Origin of the sequence: Xanthomonas hawaiiensis (assembly GCF_031834635.1) — a bacterium.
Taxonomy (GTDB): Bacteria; Pseudomonadota; Gammaproteobacteria; order Xanthomonadales; family Xanthomonadaceae; genus Xanthomonas_A; species Xanthomonas_A sacchari.
The window spans coordinates 4,049,421-4,065,810 of sequence record NZ_CP115873.1 but is presented as its reverse complement, the minus strand read 5'-3'; the positions used below and the strand labels follow the sequence as shown (position 1 = coordinate 4,065,810).

14 protein-coding genes are annotated in these 16,390 nt (G+C 70.2%); 7 read left to right on the top strand and 7 right to left on the bottom strand.

Annotated elements, in window-relative coordinates:
* Positions 1-122: 122 nt before the first annotated feature.
* Positions 123-1,445 (bottom strand): FAD-dependent monooxygenase, encoded by a 1,323-nt coding sequence (locus PG878_RS17300; protein ID WP_311185982.1) that lies wholly within the window; start codon positions 1,443-1,445, stop codon positions 123-125.
* Here PG878_RS17300 and PG878_RS17295 point away from each other — a divergent pair.
* The 3 genes from PG878_RS17295 (at position 1,414) to PG878_RS17285 (ending at position 3,879) form a co-directional block, all read left to right on the top strand.
* Entirely contained in the window at positions 1,414-1,968 is a 555-nt protein-coding gene (locus PG878_RS17295) for a TetR/AcrR family transcriptional regulator (RefSeq protein WP_209032365.1), read from the top strand. The two genes, PG878_RS17300 and PG878_RS17295, sit on opposite strands and share 32 nt — an antisense overlap.
* Before the next feature lie 284 nt (positions 1,969-2,252).
* Entirely contained in the window at positions 2,253-2,627 is a 375-nt protein-coding gene (locus PG878_RS17290; protein ID WP_209032364.1) for a VOC family protein, read from the top strand.
* A gap of 289 nt (positions 2,628-2,916) precedes the next feature.
* Positions 2,917-3,879, top strand: coding sequence for a Nudix family hydrolase (locus PG878_RS17285; RefSeq protein ID WP_209032363.1), 963 nt, complete (start codon positions 2,917-2,919; stop codon positions 3,877-3,879).
* 163 nt (positions 3,880-4,042) lie between these two features.
* Here PG878_RS17285 and PG878_RS17280 read toward each other — a convergent pair whose 3' ends face one another.
* From PG878_RS17280 to PG878_RS17270, 3 genes are all read right to left on the bottom strand, one after another.
* Positions 4,043-4,654 (bottom strand): DUF4124 domain-containing protein, encoded by a 612-nt coding sequence (locus PG878_RS17280; RefSeq protein ID WP_209032362.1) that lies wholly within the window; start codon positions 4,652-4,654, stop codon positions 4,043-4,045.
* A gap of 163 nt (positions 4,655-4,817) precedes the next feature.
* Positions 4,818-5,654, bottom strand: coding sequence for a methylenetetrahydrofolate reductase [NAD(P)H] (gene metF / locus PG878_RS17275; protein ID WP_209032361.1), 837 nt, complete (start codon positions 5,652-5,654; stop codon positions 4,818-4,820).
* Positions 5,655-5,831: 177 nt separating this feature from the next.
* The gene (locus PG878_RS17270; RefSeq protein WP_209032484.1) at positions 5,832-7,202 is read right to left on the bottom strand and encodes an alpha-amylase family protein; all 1,371 of its coding nucleotides are present in this window, start codon (positions 7,200-7,202) and stop codon (positions 5,832-5,834) included.
* 333 nt (positions 7,203-7,535) lie between these two features.
* Here PG878_RS17270 and PG878_RS17265 point away from each other — a divergent pair, with 333 nt between their 5' ends.
* From PG878_RS17265 to PG878_RS17250, 4 genes are all read left to right on the top strand, one after another.
* Positions 7,536-8,456, top strand: a complete 921-nt coding sequence (locus tag PG878_RS17265; RefSeq protein WP_209032360.1) for a M14 family metallopeptidase — start codon at positions 7,536-7,538, stop codon at positions 8,454-8,456.
* A 159-nt stretch (positions 8,457-8,615) separates the two neighbouring features.
* Positions 8,616-9,173, top strand: coding sequence for a DUF3228 family protein (locus PG878_RS17260; protein ID WP_209032359.1), 558 nt, complete (start codon positions 8,616-8,618; stop codon positions 9,171-9,173).
* Positions 9,174-9,677: 504 nt separating this feature from the next.
* Positions 9,678-12,218 (top strand): methyl-accepting chemotaxis protein, encoded by a 2,541-nt coding sequence (locus tag PG878_RS17255; protein WP_209032358.1) that lies wholly within the window; start codon positions 9,678-9,680, stop codon positions 12,216-12,218.
* 5 nt (positions 12,219-12,223) lie between these two features.
* Positions 12,224-12,997, top strand: a complete 774-nt coding sequence (locus PG878_RS17250) for a TorF family putative porin (RefSeq protein WP_244663385.1) — start codon at positions 12,224-12,226, stop codon at positions 12,995-12,997.
* An 11-nt stretch (positions 12,998-13,008) separates the two neighbouring features.
* On the opposite strand, the gene PG878_RS17245 is transcribed toward PG878_RS17250, so the two are convergent.
* From PG878_RS17245 to PG878_RS17235, 3 genes are read right to left on the bottom strand one after another with little or no spacing between them, the layout of a single operon-like run.
* Complete coding sequence (locus tag PG878_RS17245) at positions 13,009-13,713, bottom strand: sulfotransferase family protein (protein ID WP_209032356.1); 705 nt, start codon at positions 13,711-13,713, stop codon at positions 13,009-13,011.
* Positions 13,710-14,624 (bottom strand): sulfotransferase domain-containing protein, encoded by a 915-nt coding sequence (locus tag PG878_RS17240; RefSeq protein ID WP_209032355.1) that lies wholly within the window; start codon positions 14,622-14,624, stop codon positions 13,710-13,712. The genes PG878_RS17245 and PG878_RS17240 overlap by 4 nt, the downstream gene beginning before the upstream one ends.
* Positions 14,617-16,011 carry a cytochrome P450 gene (locus tag PG878_RS17235; RefSeq protein ID WP_209032354.1) on the bottom strand — a complete coding sequence of 465 codons (1,395 nt, stop codon included), beginning with the start codon at positions 16,009-16,011 and terminating at the stop codon, positions 14,617-14,619. Before PG878_RS17235 ends, PG878_RS17240 begins: the two co-directional genes overlap by 8 nt.
* Positions 16,012-16,390: the final 379 nt, after the last annotated feature.

Sequence of the window (16,390 nt, the reverse complement as noted above, 5' to 3'; positions counted from 1 at the left end):
CTGGCCCCGCCGCAGCGCTGCGCACGCGCGCAGCTGCTGCGGGCGCCGGTCCTTTCCTGGTAGGCCCCGGCACGCCGGTTCCGCTGCTCCCGCACGCTTGCGGAGCAGCGGCCGTTCGACGTTCAGTTGCCCAGCTCGGCCAATCGCGTGGCGAGCCTGCGCTGGAGCGGGGGTGCATGGTCGATCAGGCCGAGCAGGCCGTTGCGGACGCTGCGCGCCACCGGCCCGGTGGCGGTGGCCGCGCGCGTCATCGCGTCGGTCATGCGCACCACGCCGCGGGCGATGCGGTGGCGGCGGGTCGCCCAGGCGTCCAGGGCCTGGGCGTCGTGCTGGCGTAGCGCCTGCTGCAGCGCCGTCGCCAGGGAAACCGCGTCCTGGATGCCGGTATTCATGCCCTGGCCACCGGCGGGGCTGTGCACGTGCGTCGCGTCGCCGCACAGCAGGATCCGCCCCCGGCGCATCTGCGCGGCCACCCGGTGCTGCAGATGGAAGTCCGAACTCCACAGCAGCATGTCGATGCGAGCGCGCCCACTGCGCGGTCCACGCGCCTCGAGCAAGGCCTGCATCTGCGCCAGCGTCGGCGGCCCGATTGCGTCCGTCACCGTCGCCACGATCCGGTGACGGTCCCCCGCGGCACCGTCGTGCTCCGGCAGCGGCGCCACCACCATCAGGCCTTGCGGCGAGAAGAACAGGCTGACTTCGTCGCGCGGCAGCGGCCAGGCCATGCGCACATCGGCGAGCAAGAACGTTTCGGCGTAGTCCCCGCCCTCGAACGCGATCCCGGCGCCCTGCCGCACCGCGCTGTGCGCCCCATCGCAGCCGACGATCCAGTGCGCACGCACCTGCCGCCGGCGCTGCTGCGGCAGTTCCAGGTCGGCGCTGATGCCGTCGGCTGTCTGCGCAAACGACAGCAGGCGTGCCGGACGCCACACCGTGGCGGCGTTCGGCTGCAGCGCCTCGGCGAGGATCGCCTCGGTCGCGTTCTGCGGGCACATCAGCGCGTAGCGATACGCCGAGGGCAGGTCGTCGAAGCCGATCTGCAGCAGCGCCCGGTCGCCGTCGCGCACGCGGAAGATGGTGGTCCGCACGCCCGCCGCGAGCAGGCGCGGCACCACGCCCAGCGGTTCCAGCACCTCCAGGGTGCGCGCATGGATCACCGCCGCGCGCGAGGTGTTCAGTCCAGCCTGATGCCGGTCGACCAGCAGCGAGGCGATCCCGAGCCGGTCCAGCGCCAGGCGTAGCGCCAGTCCGCTGGGTCCGGCACCCACGATCAGCACCTCCGTCGATCGCGTGTCGCAGTTCGCGTTCATCGCATCTTCCTGGGTAAGCGTGTGTTTACATCCTGCGCCGTTTCCGGGGTGGAGTAAACTCCCGTTTACAAGGGCCGCGCCTGTGCCCTGCAGAGACGCACCGGTGACCCGTTCGCAGGCAACCAAGGACCGCATTCTCGAATCGGCACGCGCGCTGTTCGCGTTGCATGGCTACGACGGCACCACGGTGCGCCAGATCGCGGCGCAGGCGCAGGCCAACGTCGCGCTGGTGATCCGCTACTACGGCAGCAAGGAGCAATTGTTCCTGGCGGCGGTGGAGTTCGACCTGCACCTGCCCGACCTGCGCGACGTAGCGGCCGAGGAACTGGGCGAGCGCCTGGCGGCGCATTTCTTCGCGGTCTGGGAAGACGCGCCCTCGGGTCATCAACTGGTGGCCTTGCTGCGCGCGGCGGTAAGCCATGCCGATGCGAAGGCGCGCATCGCCGAGATCTTCGAGAAGCAGCTGCGCACGGCGGTGCGGCGTTACCTGGGGCCGGGCGCGGCGGCGGACACGCGCGCCACCTTGATCGCCTCGCAGATGCTGGGCTTCGCCCTGGTGCGCTACGTGCTGGCGTTTCCGGCCAAAGGCCTGAACCGGGCAATGGCGGTGCGGGTGTTGGGAGAGACGCTGCAGCGTTATCTGACCCAGCCGCTGTAAGCGCGGGAGTGCGTTTGCCAAGCCTGGCCCGCTGCGGGAACACGCATTGCACCTGGACTGGGCAGTGAACCGGAAAGTCCCCGACTGCCCCTGTCGCCAATCCCCAATCCCCAATCCCGCCACAGCGCCCAGCGCGAGGCGCCTCCCCTGATCCCCCATCGGTTGCGCGCCAGGCGCCGTGTCGCGGGCGAGATCTTCGCCTGCGTTCGTGCGTGCCGACACGTGCGTAGTCCGGGCGTGGCATGCTCGCGCATGGGCCGCTCGAACGCGTCGGAGGAATCGCCATGGATCCCTTGCACAGCCTGGAACTGAAGGTCTTCGTGCCGGCGCGCGACTTCGCGCAATCGTCGCAGTTCTATGCGGCCCTGGAATTCGCCCCCGAGCCGCTCGGCGACGGGCTGACCTGCTTCCGCCATGGCGACCGCTGCGCGTTCCTGCTGCAGGATTTCTACCACGCGGGCCTGGCGCACAACCTGGTGCTGCATCTGTGGGTGGAGGACGCCGATGCCTGGTGGCGGCGGCTGCATGCAGCCGATCTGGCCGGCCGTTACGGCGCGCGTCTGGGCGAGCCCGAGGACCGTCCCTGGGGCATGCGCGACTTCACGCTGCACGACCCCGGTGGCGTGCTGTGGCGGATCGGCCACGGCCTGGGAGCCTGAGCGGGTGGCGGTGATGGAAGTGTGGCAATCACCGCGATGCGCGTCGCCGCAGCGCGCTGAGCGGCGCGCGCCGGGCCGCGTTGCAGACGCAGCAGCGCCCGCGCATGGTCACTTGCGATGACGCTCTGGCGTTGGTGAGGTAGGCATCTGCCTTCAGGGGCGCGCAGCCAAAGACGCCATCGCCTGGGACTGCCCGGCTGCAGGGGCGTCGCCACGCTCCACGGCCGATCGGCGCCAATGTGACCCTGGTTGATTGCGCTGGCGCTGCCGGAAACGGCAAGCTTGCGCCATGTCCGAACCGCTCAGATCCATCCATGTCGTCGCCGGCGTCATCACCGATGCGCGCGGCCGTATCCTGCTGACCCGCCGCACCGAGGGCCGCGATCTTGCCGGCCTGTGGGAATTCCCTGGCGGCAAGCGCGAGCCCGGCGAGACCTCGGAGCAGGCGCTGGTGCGCGAACTGCAGGAGGAACTGGGCATCGACGCGGTCGTCGGCGAGTGGCTGATGGAAGTGCCGCAGCGCTACCCGGACAAGCGCCTGCGCCTGGAAGTGCGCCAGGTGTCGGCGTGGAAGGGCACGCCGCGCGGCCGCGAGGGCCAGGCGCTGACCTGGGTGAGCGCCGACAAGCTGGGCCGCTACGCGATGCCGCCGGCCGACCAGCCGGTGGTGGCGATGCTGCGCCAGCCCGCCTGCTACCTGGTGACGCCGGAGCCGGCCGAGTCCGGCCCGTGGTTGGCCGCGCTGGAGCGCGCGCTGGATGGCGGCGTGCGTCGCGTGCAGTTGCGCGCGCGTGGCCTGCCGGCCGAGCAGTGGGCGCCGCTGGCGCGGGCTGCGGCGGTGCTGTGCGCGACGCATGGCGCACACGCGCTGCTGAACCGCGACGTGGCGTTGGCGCAGGAACTGGGCGTGGGCGTGCATCTGGGTGCGGAGCAGTTGCCGCAGTGGCAGGCGCGTCCCTTGCCGGCCGGGCAGCCCGTGGCGGCGTCCTGCCACACGCTCGAAGAGTTGCAGATGGCGCAGCGCATCGGCTGCGATTTCGCGGTGGTCGGGCCGCTGGCGGCCACCGCCAGTCATCCTGGCGCCGCACCGCTGGGCTGGGAGGCGTTCGAACGCCTGCGCGAACAGGTCGCCTTGCCGATCTACCCGATCGGCGGCCTGCTGCCGAGCCAGGTGGCCGAAGCGCGCCGCCACGGCGGCCAGGGCATCGCCGCGATCCGCGGGCTATGGCCGCTGGCGGTCGATGTGGCGTGAGCGGGGCCAGGGCGCATGCCCGATCGTAGGAGCGGCTTCAGCCGCGACCCGGCATCCCCGAGATGGCCTGATCGCGGCTGAAGCCGCTCCTACAGATGATGCGGTGCGCGCGCAGGGCGCCGCTGTTGCGATTCCCCAATCCCGAATCCCGAATCCCGGCCCCTCAAAAGCTGATCCAGAAGCAGTCGTACTGTCGGCGCAGGTCCAGCACGGTGGAGGCGGGGGTGATGCTGCCGGCGAGGGTCTGCTGCAGGCGCAGGCCGGTCGGATGCGGGCGCGATGGCGCCTCGGCACCATCGGCATCCGCCGCTGCCGACGTGGTCGTGGTTGCGGCTGTCGACGACGTGCCGGCTGCGGGATCGGTGGTCCCGCTGGTGTCCGGCAACACCGGCACGATCGCGACCAGGGGGCGGCGCACGATCGCCTCCAGCCGGTCGAAGATGCGTTGCGCGCCGTCGTCGGAAACGCCGTTCCACCAGTACAGCGCCGATAGCCGATTGACGTCGCGGGCGTCCACGGCGCTGCGGATCTGCTGGACCAGCACGCTGAGCCGGCGCACGCATTGCGGCGGCGCCAGACCGCGAGCGTTGCTGCCGACATTGCCGGGCGCCGCCGGAGGCGGCAGCCGGTCGGTCGCGCCGATGTCCTCGCAGCGCCGATCGCTGAACACGGTGGTGCCGTCGGGGCCGGTGCAACGGTTCACCCGCTGCGCCATCGTGGGCGTGGCGAAGACGCACAGGCACACCAGCAGCAGGATCGGCGGAAGGGCACGCATCGGCGCAGGGTAGCCGCAGCCGGCGTGACCGCGGAGCGAATGCCCTACGAGCAGGGATTGGGGATTCGGGATTGGGGATTGGCAACAGCGGCGCGCGGCCCGCTTTGGCGAATCCCTAATCCCCAATCCCCAATCCCGAGCGGCTGCACAGCAGCCGCGACCCTCAGCCGACGGCTGAGGGCAGACGTGCCAGCACGCTGGTGGTCGGCTTGGCCAGGTTGAGCGTATAGAAATGCAGCGCCGGCGCGCCGCCGTCGATCAGGCGCTGGCACAGCGCGGCGACCACGTCGGCGCCGAACTCGCGGATGGCCTCGGCATCGTCGCCGTAGGCCTGCATGCGCTTGCCGATCCAGCGCGGGATTTCCGCGCCGCACTGCTCGGAAAAGCGCCGCAACTGGCTGAAGTTGGAGATCGGCATGATGCCCGGCACGATCGGGATCTGCACGCCGAGCTTGCGCACCGCGTCGACGAAGTGGAAATAGGCGTCTGCGTTATAGAAGTACTGGGTGATGGCGGCATCGGCGCCGGCATCGACCTTGGCCTTGAAGTGGCGCAGGTCGCTGAGCGCGTCCTGGGCCTGCGGGTGCGTCTCCGGATAGGCGCCCACTTCCAGGTGGAAGGCGTCGCCGTGCTCGGCGCGGATGAAGGCGATCAGGTCGGCGGCGTAGCGCAGGTCGCCGGGGTGGCCCATGCCGGAGGGCAGGTCGCCGCGCAGCGCGACCAGGCGCCGGCAGCCGATGGCACGGTACAGCTTGAGCAGTTCGCGGATCTCCTCGCGGCTGCCGCCCACGCAGGACAGGTGCGGCGCGGCCTCGAAGCGGTGATGCTGCTTGAGGTGGCGCACGGTCTCGGAGGTGTAGCTGAGGGTCGAGCCGCCAGCGCCGAAGGTACAGGATACGTACTCCGGCGCGTAGGCCTTCAGCCGCGCGGCGGTGCGGTCGAGCTGGGCGCGCTGCTCGTCGGTCTTGGGCGGATAGAACTCGAAGCTGATGGCGGTCATGGGCGCAACGCAGCGGGCGGTGCGGTCAGTATATCTCTTCATCCGGATGGATGTGCAAGAAAAGGTCGGGCCGCCGAAATGGGGCGGCCGGCGCCGCGCTGGAGCCGTGAGACCACGCGGGCCCGGTCAGTACGACGCCGACGCGCCCGCCTGGGCGCGCCGGCTGGATGCGGACGCTCAACGCTTCCACATCCGCGCCTGCCGCGGCGGCAGGCTGAAGGTGTAGCTTCCGCTGGAAATGCGCACCACGCTGCCCGAGCCCAGCGCATCGGTGTAGTCGACGTTCCAGCGCAGCACGCTGCCGTTCATCGGCACCGCGGCGGTGACGGTGGTGCCGCACTTGTTGATGCCGACGATGCCCAGGTCGCCGCGGCGGAACAGCAGGTAGCAGTCGCCGTGCGCCAGCACCTGCATGTCGCGGCCCTGCGCGGCGTTGTGGAAGCCGACCATGCGCTTGAGGTCGTCGCGCTGGTAGGCGTTGACCCAGCGGTTGTCGCCGCTCTCGTTGTTGTCCGAGTACACCATCGGCACGCCGCCGTCGCGGCCGAGCAGGTAGGCGTAGGCCAGGGTTTCGTCGACCGGGTCCATGATCGCGTAGCGGAAGCCGGCGTTGTTGGGGATGTCGTGGGTGATGGCGAAGGTCACCGCGCGCGCGCCCGGCAGCGCCTGGCCGTAGGCGCCCGGATCGACCAGAAGATCCATGCTGCCGCCGTAGGCAAAGGCGTTGCGCACCGAGTTGAACAGCGGGAAGTCGTAGGCCGCGTGCGGGGTGGCCTGCAGGTACGGCGCCAGAAACTGGTCGTAGTCGGAATTGCCGCTGCCGCCGCCGGTGATCACCTCGCCGAACACCATCACCCCGGAGCGCACCTGCGCATCGAGCACCTTGTTCAGATGGTCGAAGGTCATGTGCTTGGCCGCATCGATGCGGAAGCCGGTCACGCCCAGCGCCTTCAGCGCCAGCAGGTAGTTGCGCTGCTGCTGCACCACCCAGTCGTTGCCGACCAGATCCGGCAGGCCGGGATCGTTGCCGCCGCCGCAGATGCGGTAGGTGCGCACCTGGTAGGGGTCGTTGTAGTTGGTGATGCACTGTGCCGGGCCGAAATCGCTGGCGCTGAGGAAGTTCTGCGAGAGGTCGCCGAACAGTCGCAGCGAGGCATAGCGCTGCGGATTGGCGGCGTACTGGCTTAGCACCGCACTGCCCGGGTAGTTCAGGTCCGAGCGCGTGGCCGCTTCGTTGGCCATGTGGTTGAGCACCACGTCGGCATAGGTCTCCACGCCCACCGCCTTCAGCGCCTGCACCATGCTCGCGAAGGCGTCGGTGTCGCCGAGCGGGTTGTCGATCAGGCGCATGTCCTGCGGCTGGTAGCGCGCCCACCAGGCGTCGCCCTGCGAGCGGTAGGCCGGCGCCACCAGCACCTTGCGGTAGCCGGCGGCGGCGATCTGCGCGGCACGCGCTTCGACGGTGGCGTAGGGCCAGTTGAACGCATGCAGGATGACGTCGGCCTGGGCGCTGGCGGTGGCCAGGAGCAGCAGCAGGCCGACCAGCAGGCTGCGCCAGCGGTGCAGGCGCAGCAGTCGATTTGCAGCGGATGGAACGCGCATCGTTCGATCTCCTCGTTGCGTGGGCGCAGGCGGGGCGCCTGCAGGACAGGGGCATGAGCTCGCCGCGGGGCTGGCGCGCGGCGGGAGGATGCTAAGCGCGCATCGCGGCGCAACATGCACGCGCTACATACGTATTCATGGCGACAGCGTACGAAAGCGGGATCGGCATCCGCTTCCGCGACGAGGCGCCGCGAGCGCGGTGTTCGTGGCGCATGCCGCATCGCGGCCGCTGCGCTTTGCTACAGTCGCCGCCCTCACCTGTCGACGCGGAGCCGCATCATGACCAGCGCAGCCTTCTATCCGATCGGAACCCCCGGCGTGCCCTGGGGCGCCGCCGAGAAGGCGGCGTGGCTGGCCGGGCAGCCGCGCCGGCGCAGCTATCAGGACGAGGTGGTGGCGGCCATCGAGCGCCTGCGCGGGCCGTGGGATCTGGTCGAGTACGGCGAACTGGCGTACGCGCAGGAGCGCTATCCGCTGCTGGCGCTGCGCAGCCGCGATTGGAACGAGGCGCTGCCGTGCATGCTGGTCACCGGCGGCGTGCACGGCTACGAGACCAGCGGCGTGCACGGTGCGCTGCAGTTCGCGCAGCAGCATGCCGGGGACTACGTCGGCCGCGCCAATGTGCTGCTGGTGCCGTGCGTGAGTCCATGGGCGTACGAACGCATCCACCGCTGGAACGCCGATGCGCTGGATCCCAACCGTTCGTTCCGCACCGACAGTCCGGCGCAGGAGTCGGCGGCGCTGCTGCGTCTGGTCGCGCCGTTGCGCGAGCACATTCGCATGCATATCGATCTGCACGAGACCACCGACAGCGACGAATCCGAATTCCGTCCGGCGCTGGCCGCGCGCGATGGCGTCGACTACGCGCCGGGCGTCATCCCCGATGGCTTCTACCTGGTCGGCGACAGCGAGAATCCGCAGCCGGCCTTCCAGCAGGCAGTCCTGGCCGCGGTGGCACAGGTCACCCATATCGCGCCGGCCGACGCCGCCGGCGAACTGATCGGCACGCCGCTGGCGGCGCCGGGGGTCATCAACTATCCGGTGAAGCGGCTGGGCCTGTGCGCGGGCATCACCGACGCGCGCTACACCACCACCACCGAGGTATATCCGGACAGCGCCAGCGCCACGCCGGAGCAGTGCAATGCCGCGCAGGTCGCGGCAGTGCGCGCGGCGATCGACTACGCGTTGGCGCATCCGTAGTCTGTAGGAGCGGCTTCAGCCGCGATGCCTTACCGGTAACGCACATCGCGGCTGAAGCCGCTCCTGCGTCGGGCTTCCGAACGCCAGGACACGCTGGCCGCGGTGGGCACTGGCGGTGCCGCGCGCTACGCTAGTCCGCCCTTGTCCGCCATGCATGCCATGTCCATCGTCCTCACGCCGTTCGCCCGCACCCGCCTGTTCCCGCGCGACGGACGTCGCAATGCGATCCAGGACTGCACGCCGGAGCAGTTCGAGCAGCATCTCAACGCCAACGCGCCGCTGCAGGTGCTCGACGGCTATGCGCCGTTCTGCAAGTTGCACGTGCACCGCAACTGGACCTCGACGCGCTGCCTGACCGTGCCGATCACCGACGCCAACCGGCGCCTGCTGCGTTCCGGCTACGAGGCGCGCAGCCGCGAGGAACTCCCGGTGCTGGTGCGCTGGTTCGAAGGCGTCGAGCCGCCGGTGGCCGCCTACCTGCTGCCGATCCTCTACAGCCGCGACCAGCTCGCGCACGAGGGTGCGCCGATCGAGGCGGATTGGGGCGTGGTCGGTTGCCTGTATACCGCCGAGCCAAAGGAGATACCGATGGCGCCGATCACCATGCTGCGCAATGCGCTCGGCGTGGAGGAGGGCGGCTCCGGCGTGCCGTTGGATCGCGACGCCTACCGGCGCAGCGTGGCGTTCTGGGAACACAACGCCAACTGGCGGCCGTAAGCGCAGCCCGAACGCGGTCCGCGTGCAGTGCCTGGCCGGGCACGCATCGCGTTGTTCGCTGGGCGATGCATGCGTCCCAGGTCACCGTGCAGAGGCGTGATCGCCCCAGAGCCGGTCGCGCATCCGCGCATGGTCTTTCCCGCATTCTGCGTGCCGTCGCCGCCGGCACGCGTTGCTGCATCCGTGCACGCGGTTGTTCACTGATGCACAAATGCGGTAGGAAACTGCGCGCTGCCGCGCGCTTTCACCGCCAACCCATGTCCGTTCATCGGCATCTCGCGGGATGCCCATCAAGTTTGCCGATGGCGGGACGATAGCCAGGGGTGGGTCGCCATGCAGCAGCGCCAGGACGCAAGGTCCGGCGGCGCGTCGCGGCCCGATGGGGAGTGCGTCTTGAGCAGGGCATCGGCAACGGACACGGCGCGCTCGCGCCGCGCCGCAGCGGGCCGCGGCGCGACGCATTCCTCCGCGACCGTATTCCCTCCCCCTACCAAGGAAGTCGTCATGTCCACTCCGTCGCCGCATCGCCGTCGCGGCAGCATCGCCAAACGCCTGATGCTGGGCACCGGCCTGCTCGCACTGGCCTGCTTCGGCCTGACCGCGATGATCATCTACTGGCGCAGCAGCGATGCGCTGCTGTCGACCTCGCGCACCAGCATCGAGAACCTGGCGCAACTGGAAGCGCAGCGCGTGTCGCGCGAGATCGGCGTGGCCTTCGACGCCAGCGAGGCATTGGCCAACAGCTTCCGCGTGCAGCACGCCGCCGGTCTGTCGCGCGCTACCGCCACCGCAGTGTTGCGCAGCCAGCTCGACGCGCATCCGCAGTGGCTGGGCATCAGCACCATGTGGGAGCCGGATGCCTTCGACGGCAACGACAAGGCCTTCGTCGGCGCCGAGGGCCATGACGCGACCGGCCGCTACATGACCTGGTGGTCGCGGCAGAACGGCCAGTTGGTGCGCGAGGCGCTGCGCGACTACGAGAAGCCGGGCGATGGCGACTGGTACCTGCTGGCGCGCAACACGCACAAGCCGGTGGTGATCGAGCCGTACTACTACCCGGTGGCCGGCAAGGACACGCTGATGACCACGCTGGCCACGCCGATCCTGGAGAACGGCCGCTTCCTGGGCGTGGTCACCGTCGACTTCACGCTCGATACCCTGCAGCAGCGCATCGCCGCGCTGCGGCCGATGGGCGAAGGCCATGCCAGCCTGTTGTCGCCGTTGGGCATGGTCATGGCCAGCCGCGATCCGCAGCAGGTCGGCAAGACCCGCAGCGATGCCTGGTCCAAAGACATGCTGGCGCGCGTGGCCAAGGGCCAGGTGGTGTTCGACCATCGCCGCGCCGACGGCGAGGATGCGTTGAACGTGTTCGTGCCGCTGAAGATCGGCGATGCGCCGCAGGCGTTCGCGCTGGGCATCTCGGTACCTTACGCGCTGGTGATGGCCAAGGCGCGCGCGCTGCTGTGGACGATCGCCGCGGTCGGCCTGCTCTCGGCGCTGCTGCTGAGCGGCGCGCTGTATCTGCTGCTGCGCCGGCAGGTGCTGGATCCGCTGGCCGAGGCCGTGCGGGTGTCCTCGGCGGTCGCCGCCGGGCGCCTAGACAGCCAGGTCCGGCATCGTCGCGACGACGAATTGGGCCAGTTGCTGGACGCGATGGGCAGCATGCAGACGCAGTTGCAGGCGGTGATGCAGGCGCAGGCGGAGATGGCGCAGCGCCACGACGCCGGCGAGATGAGCTACCGCATGGACGCCGCGCGCTTCCCCGGCGAGTACGGGCGCATGGTCCACGGCACCAATGCGCTGGTCGCCGCGCACGTGGACGTGCAGCGGCGCCTGGTCGAGGTGATGTCGCAGTACGCGATCGGCAACATGCAGGTGGACATGGAAGCGCTGCCGGGCGAGAAGGCGGCGATCACCGAGGCGATGCGCACCACCAAGCGCAGCCTGCAGGCGATCAACCAGGCCATCACCGAGCTGGCGCAAGCCGCGGCCTCCGGCGATTTCTCCCGGCGCGGCGATGCCGAGCGCTTCCAGTACGACTTCCGCGGCATGGTGGTCGGGCTGAACCGGCTGATGGAGCTGACCGAAGGCAACCTCTCGGCGTTGTCGGCGCTGTTGCGCGCGGTGGCCCAGGGCGACCTCACCGCGCGGATGCACGGCGAGTTCCATGGCGTGTTCGCGCAGATGCGCGACGACGCCAATGCCACCGTGGAGCAGTTGACCGGCATCGTCGGCCGCATCCAGCACGCCACCACCGCGATCAACACCGCCGCCAGCGAGATCGCCGCCGGCAACGACGACCTGTCGCGGCGTACCGAGCAGCAGGCGGCCAACCTGGAAGAGACCGCGGCCTCGATGGAGGAGTTGACCTCCACGGTGAAGCAGAACGCCGCGCATGCGCATCAGGCCAATCGCCTGGCGCAGGACACCGCCGACGTGGCCTCGCGCGGCGGCGCGGTGGTCGAGCAGGTGGTGGAGACCATGTCCGGTATCGCCGGCGCGTCGAAGAAGATGGCCGAGATCATCGGCGTGATCGACGGCATCGCCTTCCAGACCAATATCCTGGCGCTCAATGCCGCGGTCGAAGCCGCCCGTGCCGGCGAGCAGGGCCGTGGCTTCGCGGTCGTGGCGAGCGAGGTGCGCGCGCTGGCGCAGCGTTCGGCGACCGCGGCGCACGAGATCAAGGGCCTGATCGACGCCTCGGTCGGCAAGATCGACGAAGGCACCGCGCTGGTCAACGGCGCCGGCGACACCATGCGCGAGGTGGTGGCCAGCGTCCGCCGGGTCACCGACATCATGAGCGAGATCGCCGCCGCCTCGCAGGAACAGAGCGCCGGCATCGAACAGGTCGGCAAGACCATCGTACAGATGGACGAGGTGACCCAGCAGAACGCCGCGCTGGTCGAGGAGGCCACGGCGGCGGCGCGGGCGATGGAGGATCAGGCCGGGGAACTGCAGCGCGCGGTGGCGCTGTTCAAGCTCGCGGCGCCTGCATCGGGTCGCCTGGCCGCACCGGGCCGGACGCGGCTGGAGGTGGTGTCGTGAGGGGCATGCGCGGCGCCGCGCTGCTGCTGGCGCTGGGCGCCGCCGCACCGGCCTGGGCCGGCACCGCCAGCGCCAACCTGGCCGCGACCTCCAACTACGTCTCGCGCGGCTTCGAGCAGAGCTGGGGCCGGCCGGTGCTGCAGGGCGGGCTGGACGTGGCCGCGGACAGCGGCTGGTATGCCGGCACCTGGGCGTCCGGGGTGAGCCCGTACTTCATCGAAGGCGGGCACGTGGAGTGGGACCTGTACGCCGGCTACGCGGCCAGCCACGGCGACTGGGGCTGGCGCGCCGGCGCCTACTACTACGCCTATCCCGGCGCGCGCATGAGCGCCAGCGGCACCCGCTACGACTACGGCGAGGCCATCGTCGCCGGGCACTGGCGCACGCTGGAGCTGTCCTACGCCAGCACCTGGACGCGCGACTACTTCGGCTACAACAGCGCCACGCTGGGCGTCGGCCAGGGCCAGCACTCGCGCGGCTCCGGCTATCTGGCGCTGGACGCCACGCTGCCGCTGGCGTCGGACTGGCAGGCGAGCGTGCATGCCGGCCACCAGCACGTGCGCAACTTCGCCGACTACGGCTGGACCGACGCGCGTCTCGGTGTGAGCCGCACCTGGCGCGGCACCGAGTTCGGGCTGACCTATTCGCGCGCCTGGAACAGCGCCGGGGTGTATCGCCGCTACACCACGGGCGTGCCGGACGGCGATGGCCGGGTGCATGTCACCAATCCGATCGACGGCGCCTGGTCGTTCACCATCAAGCACAATTTTTCGCTGTAGGTGGACGGCGATCAGCCGTCGGCGGACGGCGCGAACGCCTCCACGGCGAGCCGGTCCAGGTAGGCACGCAGGCGTTGTTCGCGTTGCGCCGGGTCGCTCGGCAGCGGGCGCGCTTGCGTGCCGCTGCCGCCGCGCGCATGCACGCGCGGATACGGCTGCGCCGGCAGCGGCACGCCGAGGAAGGCGCACAGCGGTTCCCAGTCCGTCTGCGTGTCAGTGTCGAGCACCAGCAGGCGGTCCGGCGGCACCCCGGCGATGACCTCCTGGTTCCAGCGGCGGAAATAGTCGGTCATGAAGGCGCGATCGTCGATGCGTGCCGCGAACCCGCGGCGCAGGAACTGGCTCAGGCGCTGGCCGTCGGGGCCGAACAACGCCGGCACACTGCCGTCATTGGCGAAGATGGTGCTGCGCACCGACGCGAACCAGGCATCGGCATCGCGCACGGTCAGGATCACCTTGGCCTGCGGATAGCACGCGACCAGTTCGCGCCAGAAGCAGCAGCCCGGATAATCGACGGTGGCGGTATAGCCGGCGAACAGCGTGTCCCAATCCGCCTGCCCGTCGATCGCCGCGTCCCACAGCGGCAAGGCCTGGCGCAGGTGCGCGGCCAATTCCATGGCGTGATAGCAGCGGCCCAGGCCCAGATGCTCCAGCGCCAGCTTCAGCGACAGGGTGCCGGTGCGGCCGAGGCCGGCGCCGATGACGCGCAGGCTCATGGCGTCGCCCCGGCGCCCTGCGCCAGCCACTGTGCGGCTTCGCGGCCCAACTCCGTCTGCGCACGCGCGTCGTAGTCGGCGGCGACGGCCGCCGGCAACAGCGTGCGCCAGCGGCCGCTGCGACCCTGGTTGAAGAAGGCCTTGCCGCCTTCGCGCCACAGCCCGGCGCCTTGCGGCACGTAGCGCGCGGCGTGCTGGCGCATGTAGTCGAACTGGCAGTGCGCCAGGATCGTGTCCCAGGTGGCGTCGCGTATCGGGATCTCGAGAAACGCGGCGATGCGTCGTACCTGCGCGGGCAGATCCACCAGCAGATCGGCGTAGTGCACCAGCAGCACGTTCGGCTGCGCGCGCTGCTGCCACCAACTGCGCACGCCTTCCCAGAACGGCCAGAACGGCGCGCCGTCGTGGGCCAGCCACTGCGCCACGTAGGCGTCCACCGGCAGGCTCGGCGGCGGCACCACGCGCAGCTTGCCCGGTTCGGCCGCGCCGGCATCCAGCCGCGCCTGCGCATCCTGGCTGACCGCACACTGATGGTCGTACAGGCTCAGCGCGATGTCGCGGCCGTCGCGGCCGATGTACAGGTACTTGGCGCGATCGCTGATCACCAGCGCGTCGGCCGGCAGGTGGGTCTTGATGAAGCGCCGGTGGGGCTGCGCCTGCAGCAGCGCGAGCTTGCTCGCGCGGTCCGGATACACGCCGTCCAGCCACGGCGAGATCGCCGATACGTCGACGTCGGCCGCACCTTCGAACAGCAGTTGCGCGACGATCTGCTGCAGCCACGTCGTGCCGGCCTTGGCATAGCTGGCGATGACGATGTCGCCGTCGCGGAAGGAAAGCTCGTTCCAGGCAGCCGAATCGAAGAAGCGGTTGGGATATTCCCGGGTCTTGGCGAAGGCGGTGGGGTCAGCCATGCGGGGCGTCCGGGGCAGGAGGGTGGGGCGGCGGCGTCGTGTCATGCGACCGACGGACAGGGGTTGCGGTGCGTGGCCGCAGCGCGATGCGGACATCGAGCGGGCGCAGCACCAGCGCCGGGAACGGCCGCGGCTGCGCGTCCGCCGCCAGGTGCAACGTGCGCTCGCGCAACAGGCCGGCCACGACCAATGTCATCTGCACCAGCGCCAGTTGGCTGCCGATGCAACTGCGCGGGCCGCCGCCGAACGGGAAATAGGTGTAGCGCGCCGGGGCGTGCGTCGGGTCAAGCCAGCGCGTCGGCATGAAGCTGTCCGGCACGGCGAAATGGCGTGGATCGCGCTGCACCACCCACTGGCTGACGATCAACTGCGTGCCGCGCGGCACCGCGAAGCCGTCCAGCGTGGTGTCGCGTTGCGCGATGCGCGCGGTCATCCATGCCGGCGGATACAGGCGCATGGCTTCCTTCACACAGGCGCGGGTCAGCGGCAGGCGTTCGACAAGCGTGTCGTCGCCTGCCGTGGCGGACGCGTTGCCGATGTCGGGCAACGCCTCGGCTTCCGCCGCCACCGCTTGTGCGATCGACGGATGCTGCGCCAGCAGCAACAGCGTCCAGGTCAGGCCCGCCGCCATCGGCTCCAGCGCCGACATCAGCATCGCCGCCGCTTCGTCGCGACACCAATCGCCCTGGCTCTGTGGATCGTCGCGCCGCAACAGCTCCAGCACCGAGGCGCCCGCGCCTGGCGGACTCGGCGCTGCCAGGATCTGCGTCAGCGCGGTATCCAGTGTGCCGCGTGCGGCACGCAGGCGGCGCCTGCCGGCACTCGGCCACCAGGCCGGGGCTGCGGACGGCGTGCGTGTCTGCTGCAGGATCGCATCGACCATCGGCAGCATCCGCAGCAGGGACGGCGCGTGCGTCGCATCGCCGAGCAGGAAGCCGGCGCCCAGTTCCGCACAGAGCGCGGTCATCGTCAGGCGCAGATCCTGCGCATGCGCGGTGTCGCTGCCCGATCGCAGCAACGCCTGCGTGGCGGCGAGCGCCTGCCTGGCGTAGTCGCGCACCAGCCCGGCGCGGAATGCGGGCTGCAATGCCTGGCGCTTGTGTCGCCAGGCCTCGCCTTCGCTGTTCATCACCGAGGCCGGGAATGCGGCACGCCGCGTGCGCGGGTCCGGATCGGATTTGGCGTAGAGGCTGCCATCGTCGCCCAGCACCGTCGCGATGCTTGCCGGCGATGCCAGCAGGTAGGTGCGCTCGGCGATCCGCACCACGTCGCCATGTTCGCGTGCGCAGCGCTGCAGGAAGTCGAGGGGATCGTGCGCGAAGGCCTGCCGGTTGCCGAACGCCCAATGCCCACGCGGACCGGGCGGGCATCGTTGCGTCTGTGTCATGCGCGGACCTGCAGGAAACAGCATGACGTCGCGGCGCATCGCGATACGGAAGGGGACATGGGACCGATGGCGAACGCCATGCGTGGCCGTGCAATGCGCCGAGTGCCGAAGAGAGGGGGGCGGATCGCCCCCTCTCGCACGCGAATGCCACGCGACGGTGGCGGGAAGGTCAGTAGGTGTAGATGTAGCCGAGCCTGTTGCCACCGAGGCTCTGGACCCAACGCGACAGCGAATCAAAAAGGCGCTTCATGGCGATACTCCTGATTGAACGGGGGACTCTGTTGCGATCGTCGCGCCTGCCGCCTGTGGCAGGCGCGGAGCAAGCTTCCTCGCTCGACTATGGCGACGCAAGGGAAAGACTGAAGCGCGGCCAACTGCA

Coding starts and splice junctions, on each gene's coding strand:
- PG878_RS17280 (WP_209032362.1), bottom strand. CDS start 4,654: ATGCGTGCCCTTCCGCCGATCCTGCTGCTGGTGTGCCTGTGCGTCTTC.
- PG878_RS17285 (WP_209032363.1), top strand. CDS start 2,917: ATGTCCGAACCGCTCAGATCCATCCATGTCGTCGCCGGCGTCATCACC.
- PG878_RS17265 (WP_209032360.1), top strand. CDS start 7,536: ATGACCAGCGCAGCCTTCTATCCGATCGGAACCCCCGGCGTGCCCTGG.
- PG878_RS17245 (WP_209032356.1), bottom strand. CDS start 13,713: ATGAGCCTGCGCGTCATCGGCGCCGGCCTCGGCCGCACCGGCACCCTG.
- PG878_RS17235 (WP_209032354.1), bottom strand. CDS start 16,011: ATGACACAGACGCAACGATGCCCGCCCGGTCCGCGTGGGCATTGGGCG.
- PG878_RS17260 (WP_209032359.1), top strand. CDS start 8,616: ATGTCCATCGTCCTCACGCCGTTCGCCCGCACCCGCCTGTTCCCGCGC.
- PG878_RS17240 (WP_209032355.1), bottom strand. CDS start 14,624: ATGGCTGACCCCACCGCCTTCGCCAAGACCCGGGAATATCCCAACCGC.
- PG878_RS17290 (WP_209032364.1), top strand. CDS start 2,253: ATGGATCCCTTGCACAGCCTGGAACTGAAGGTCTTCGTGCCGGCGCGC.
- metF (WP_209032361.1), bottom strand. CDS start 5,654: ATGACCGCCATCAGCTTCGAGTTCTATCCGCCCAAGACCGACGAGCAG.
- PG878_RS17250 (WP_244663385.1), top strand. CDS start 12,224: ATGCGCGGCGCCGCGCTGCTGCTGGCGCTGGGCGCCGCCGCACCGGCC.
- PG878_RS17300 (WP_311185982.1), bottom strand. CDS start 1,445: ATGCGGTCCTTGGTTGCCTGCGAACGGGTCACCGGTGCGTCTCTGCAG.
- PG878_RS17255 (WP_209032358.1), top strand. CDS start 9,678: ATGTCCACTCCGTCGCCGCATCGCCGTCGCGGCAGCATCGCCAAACGC.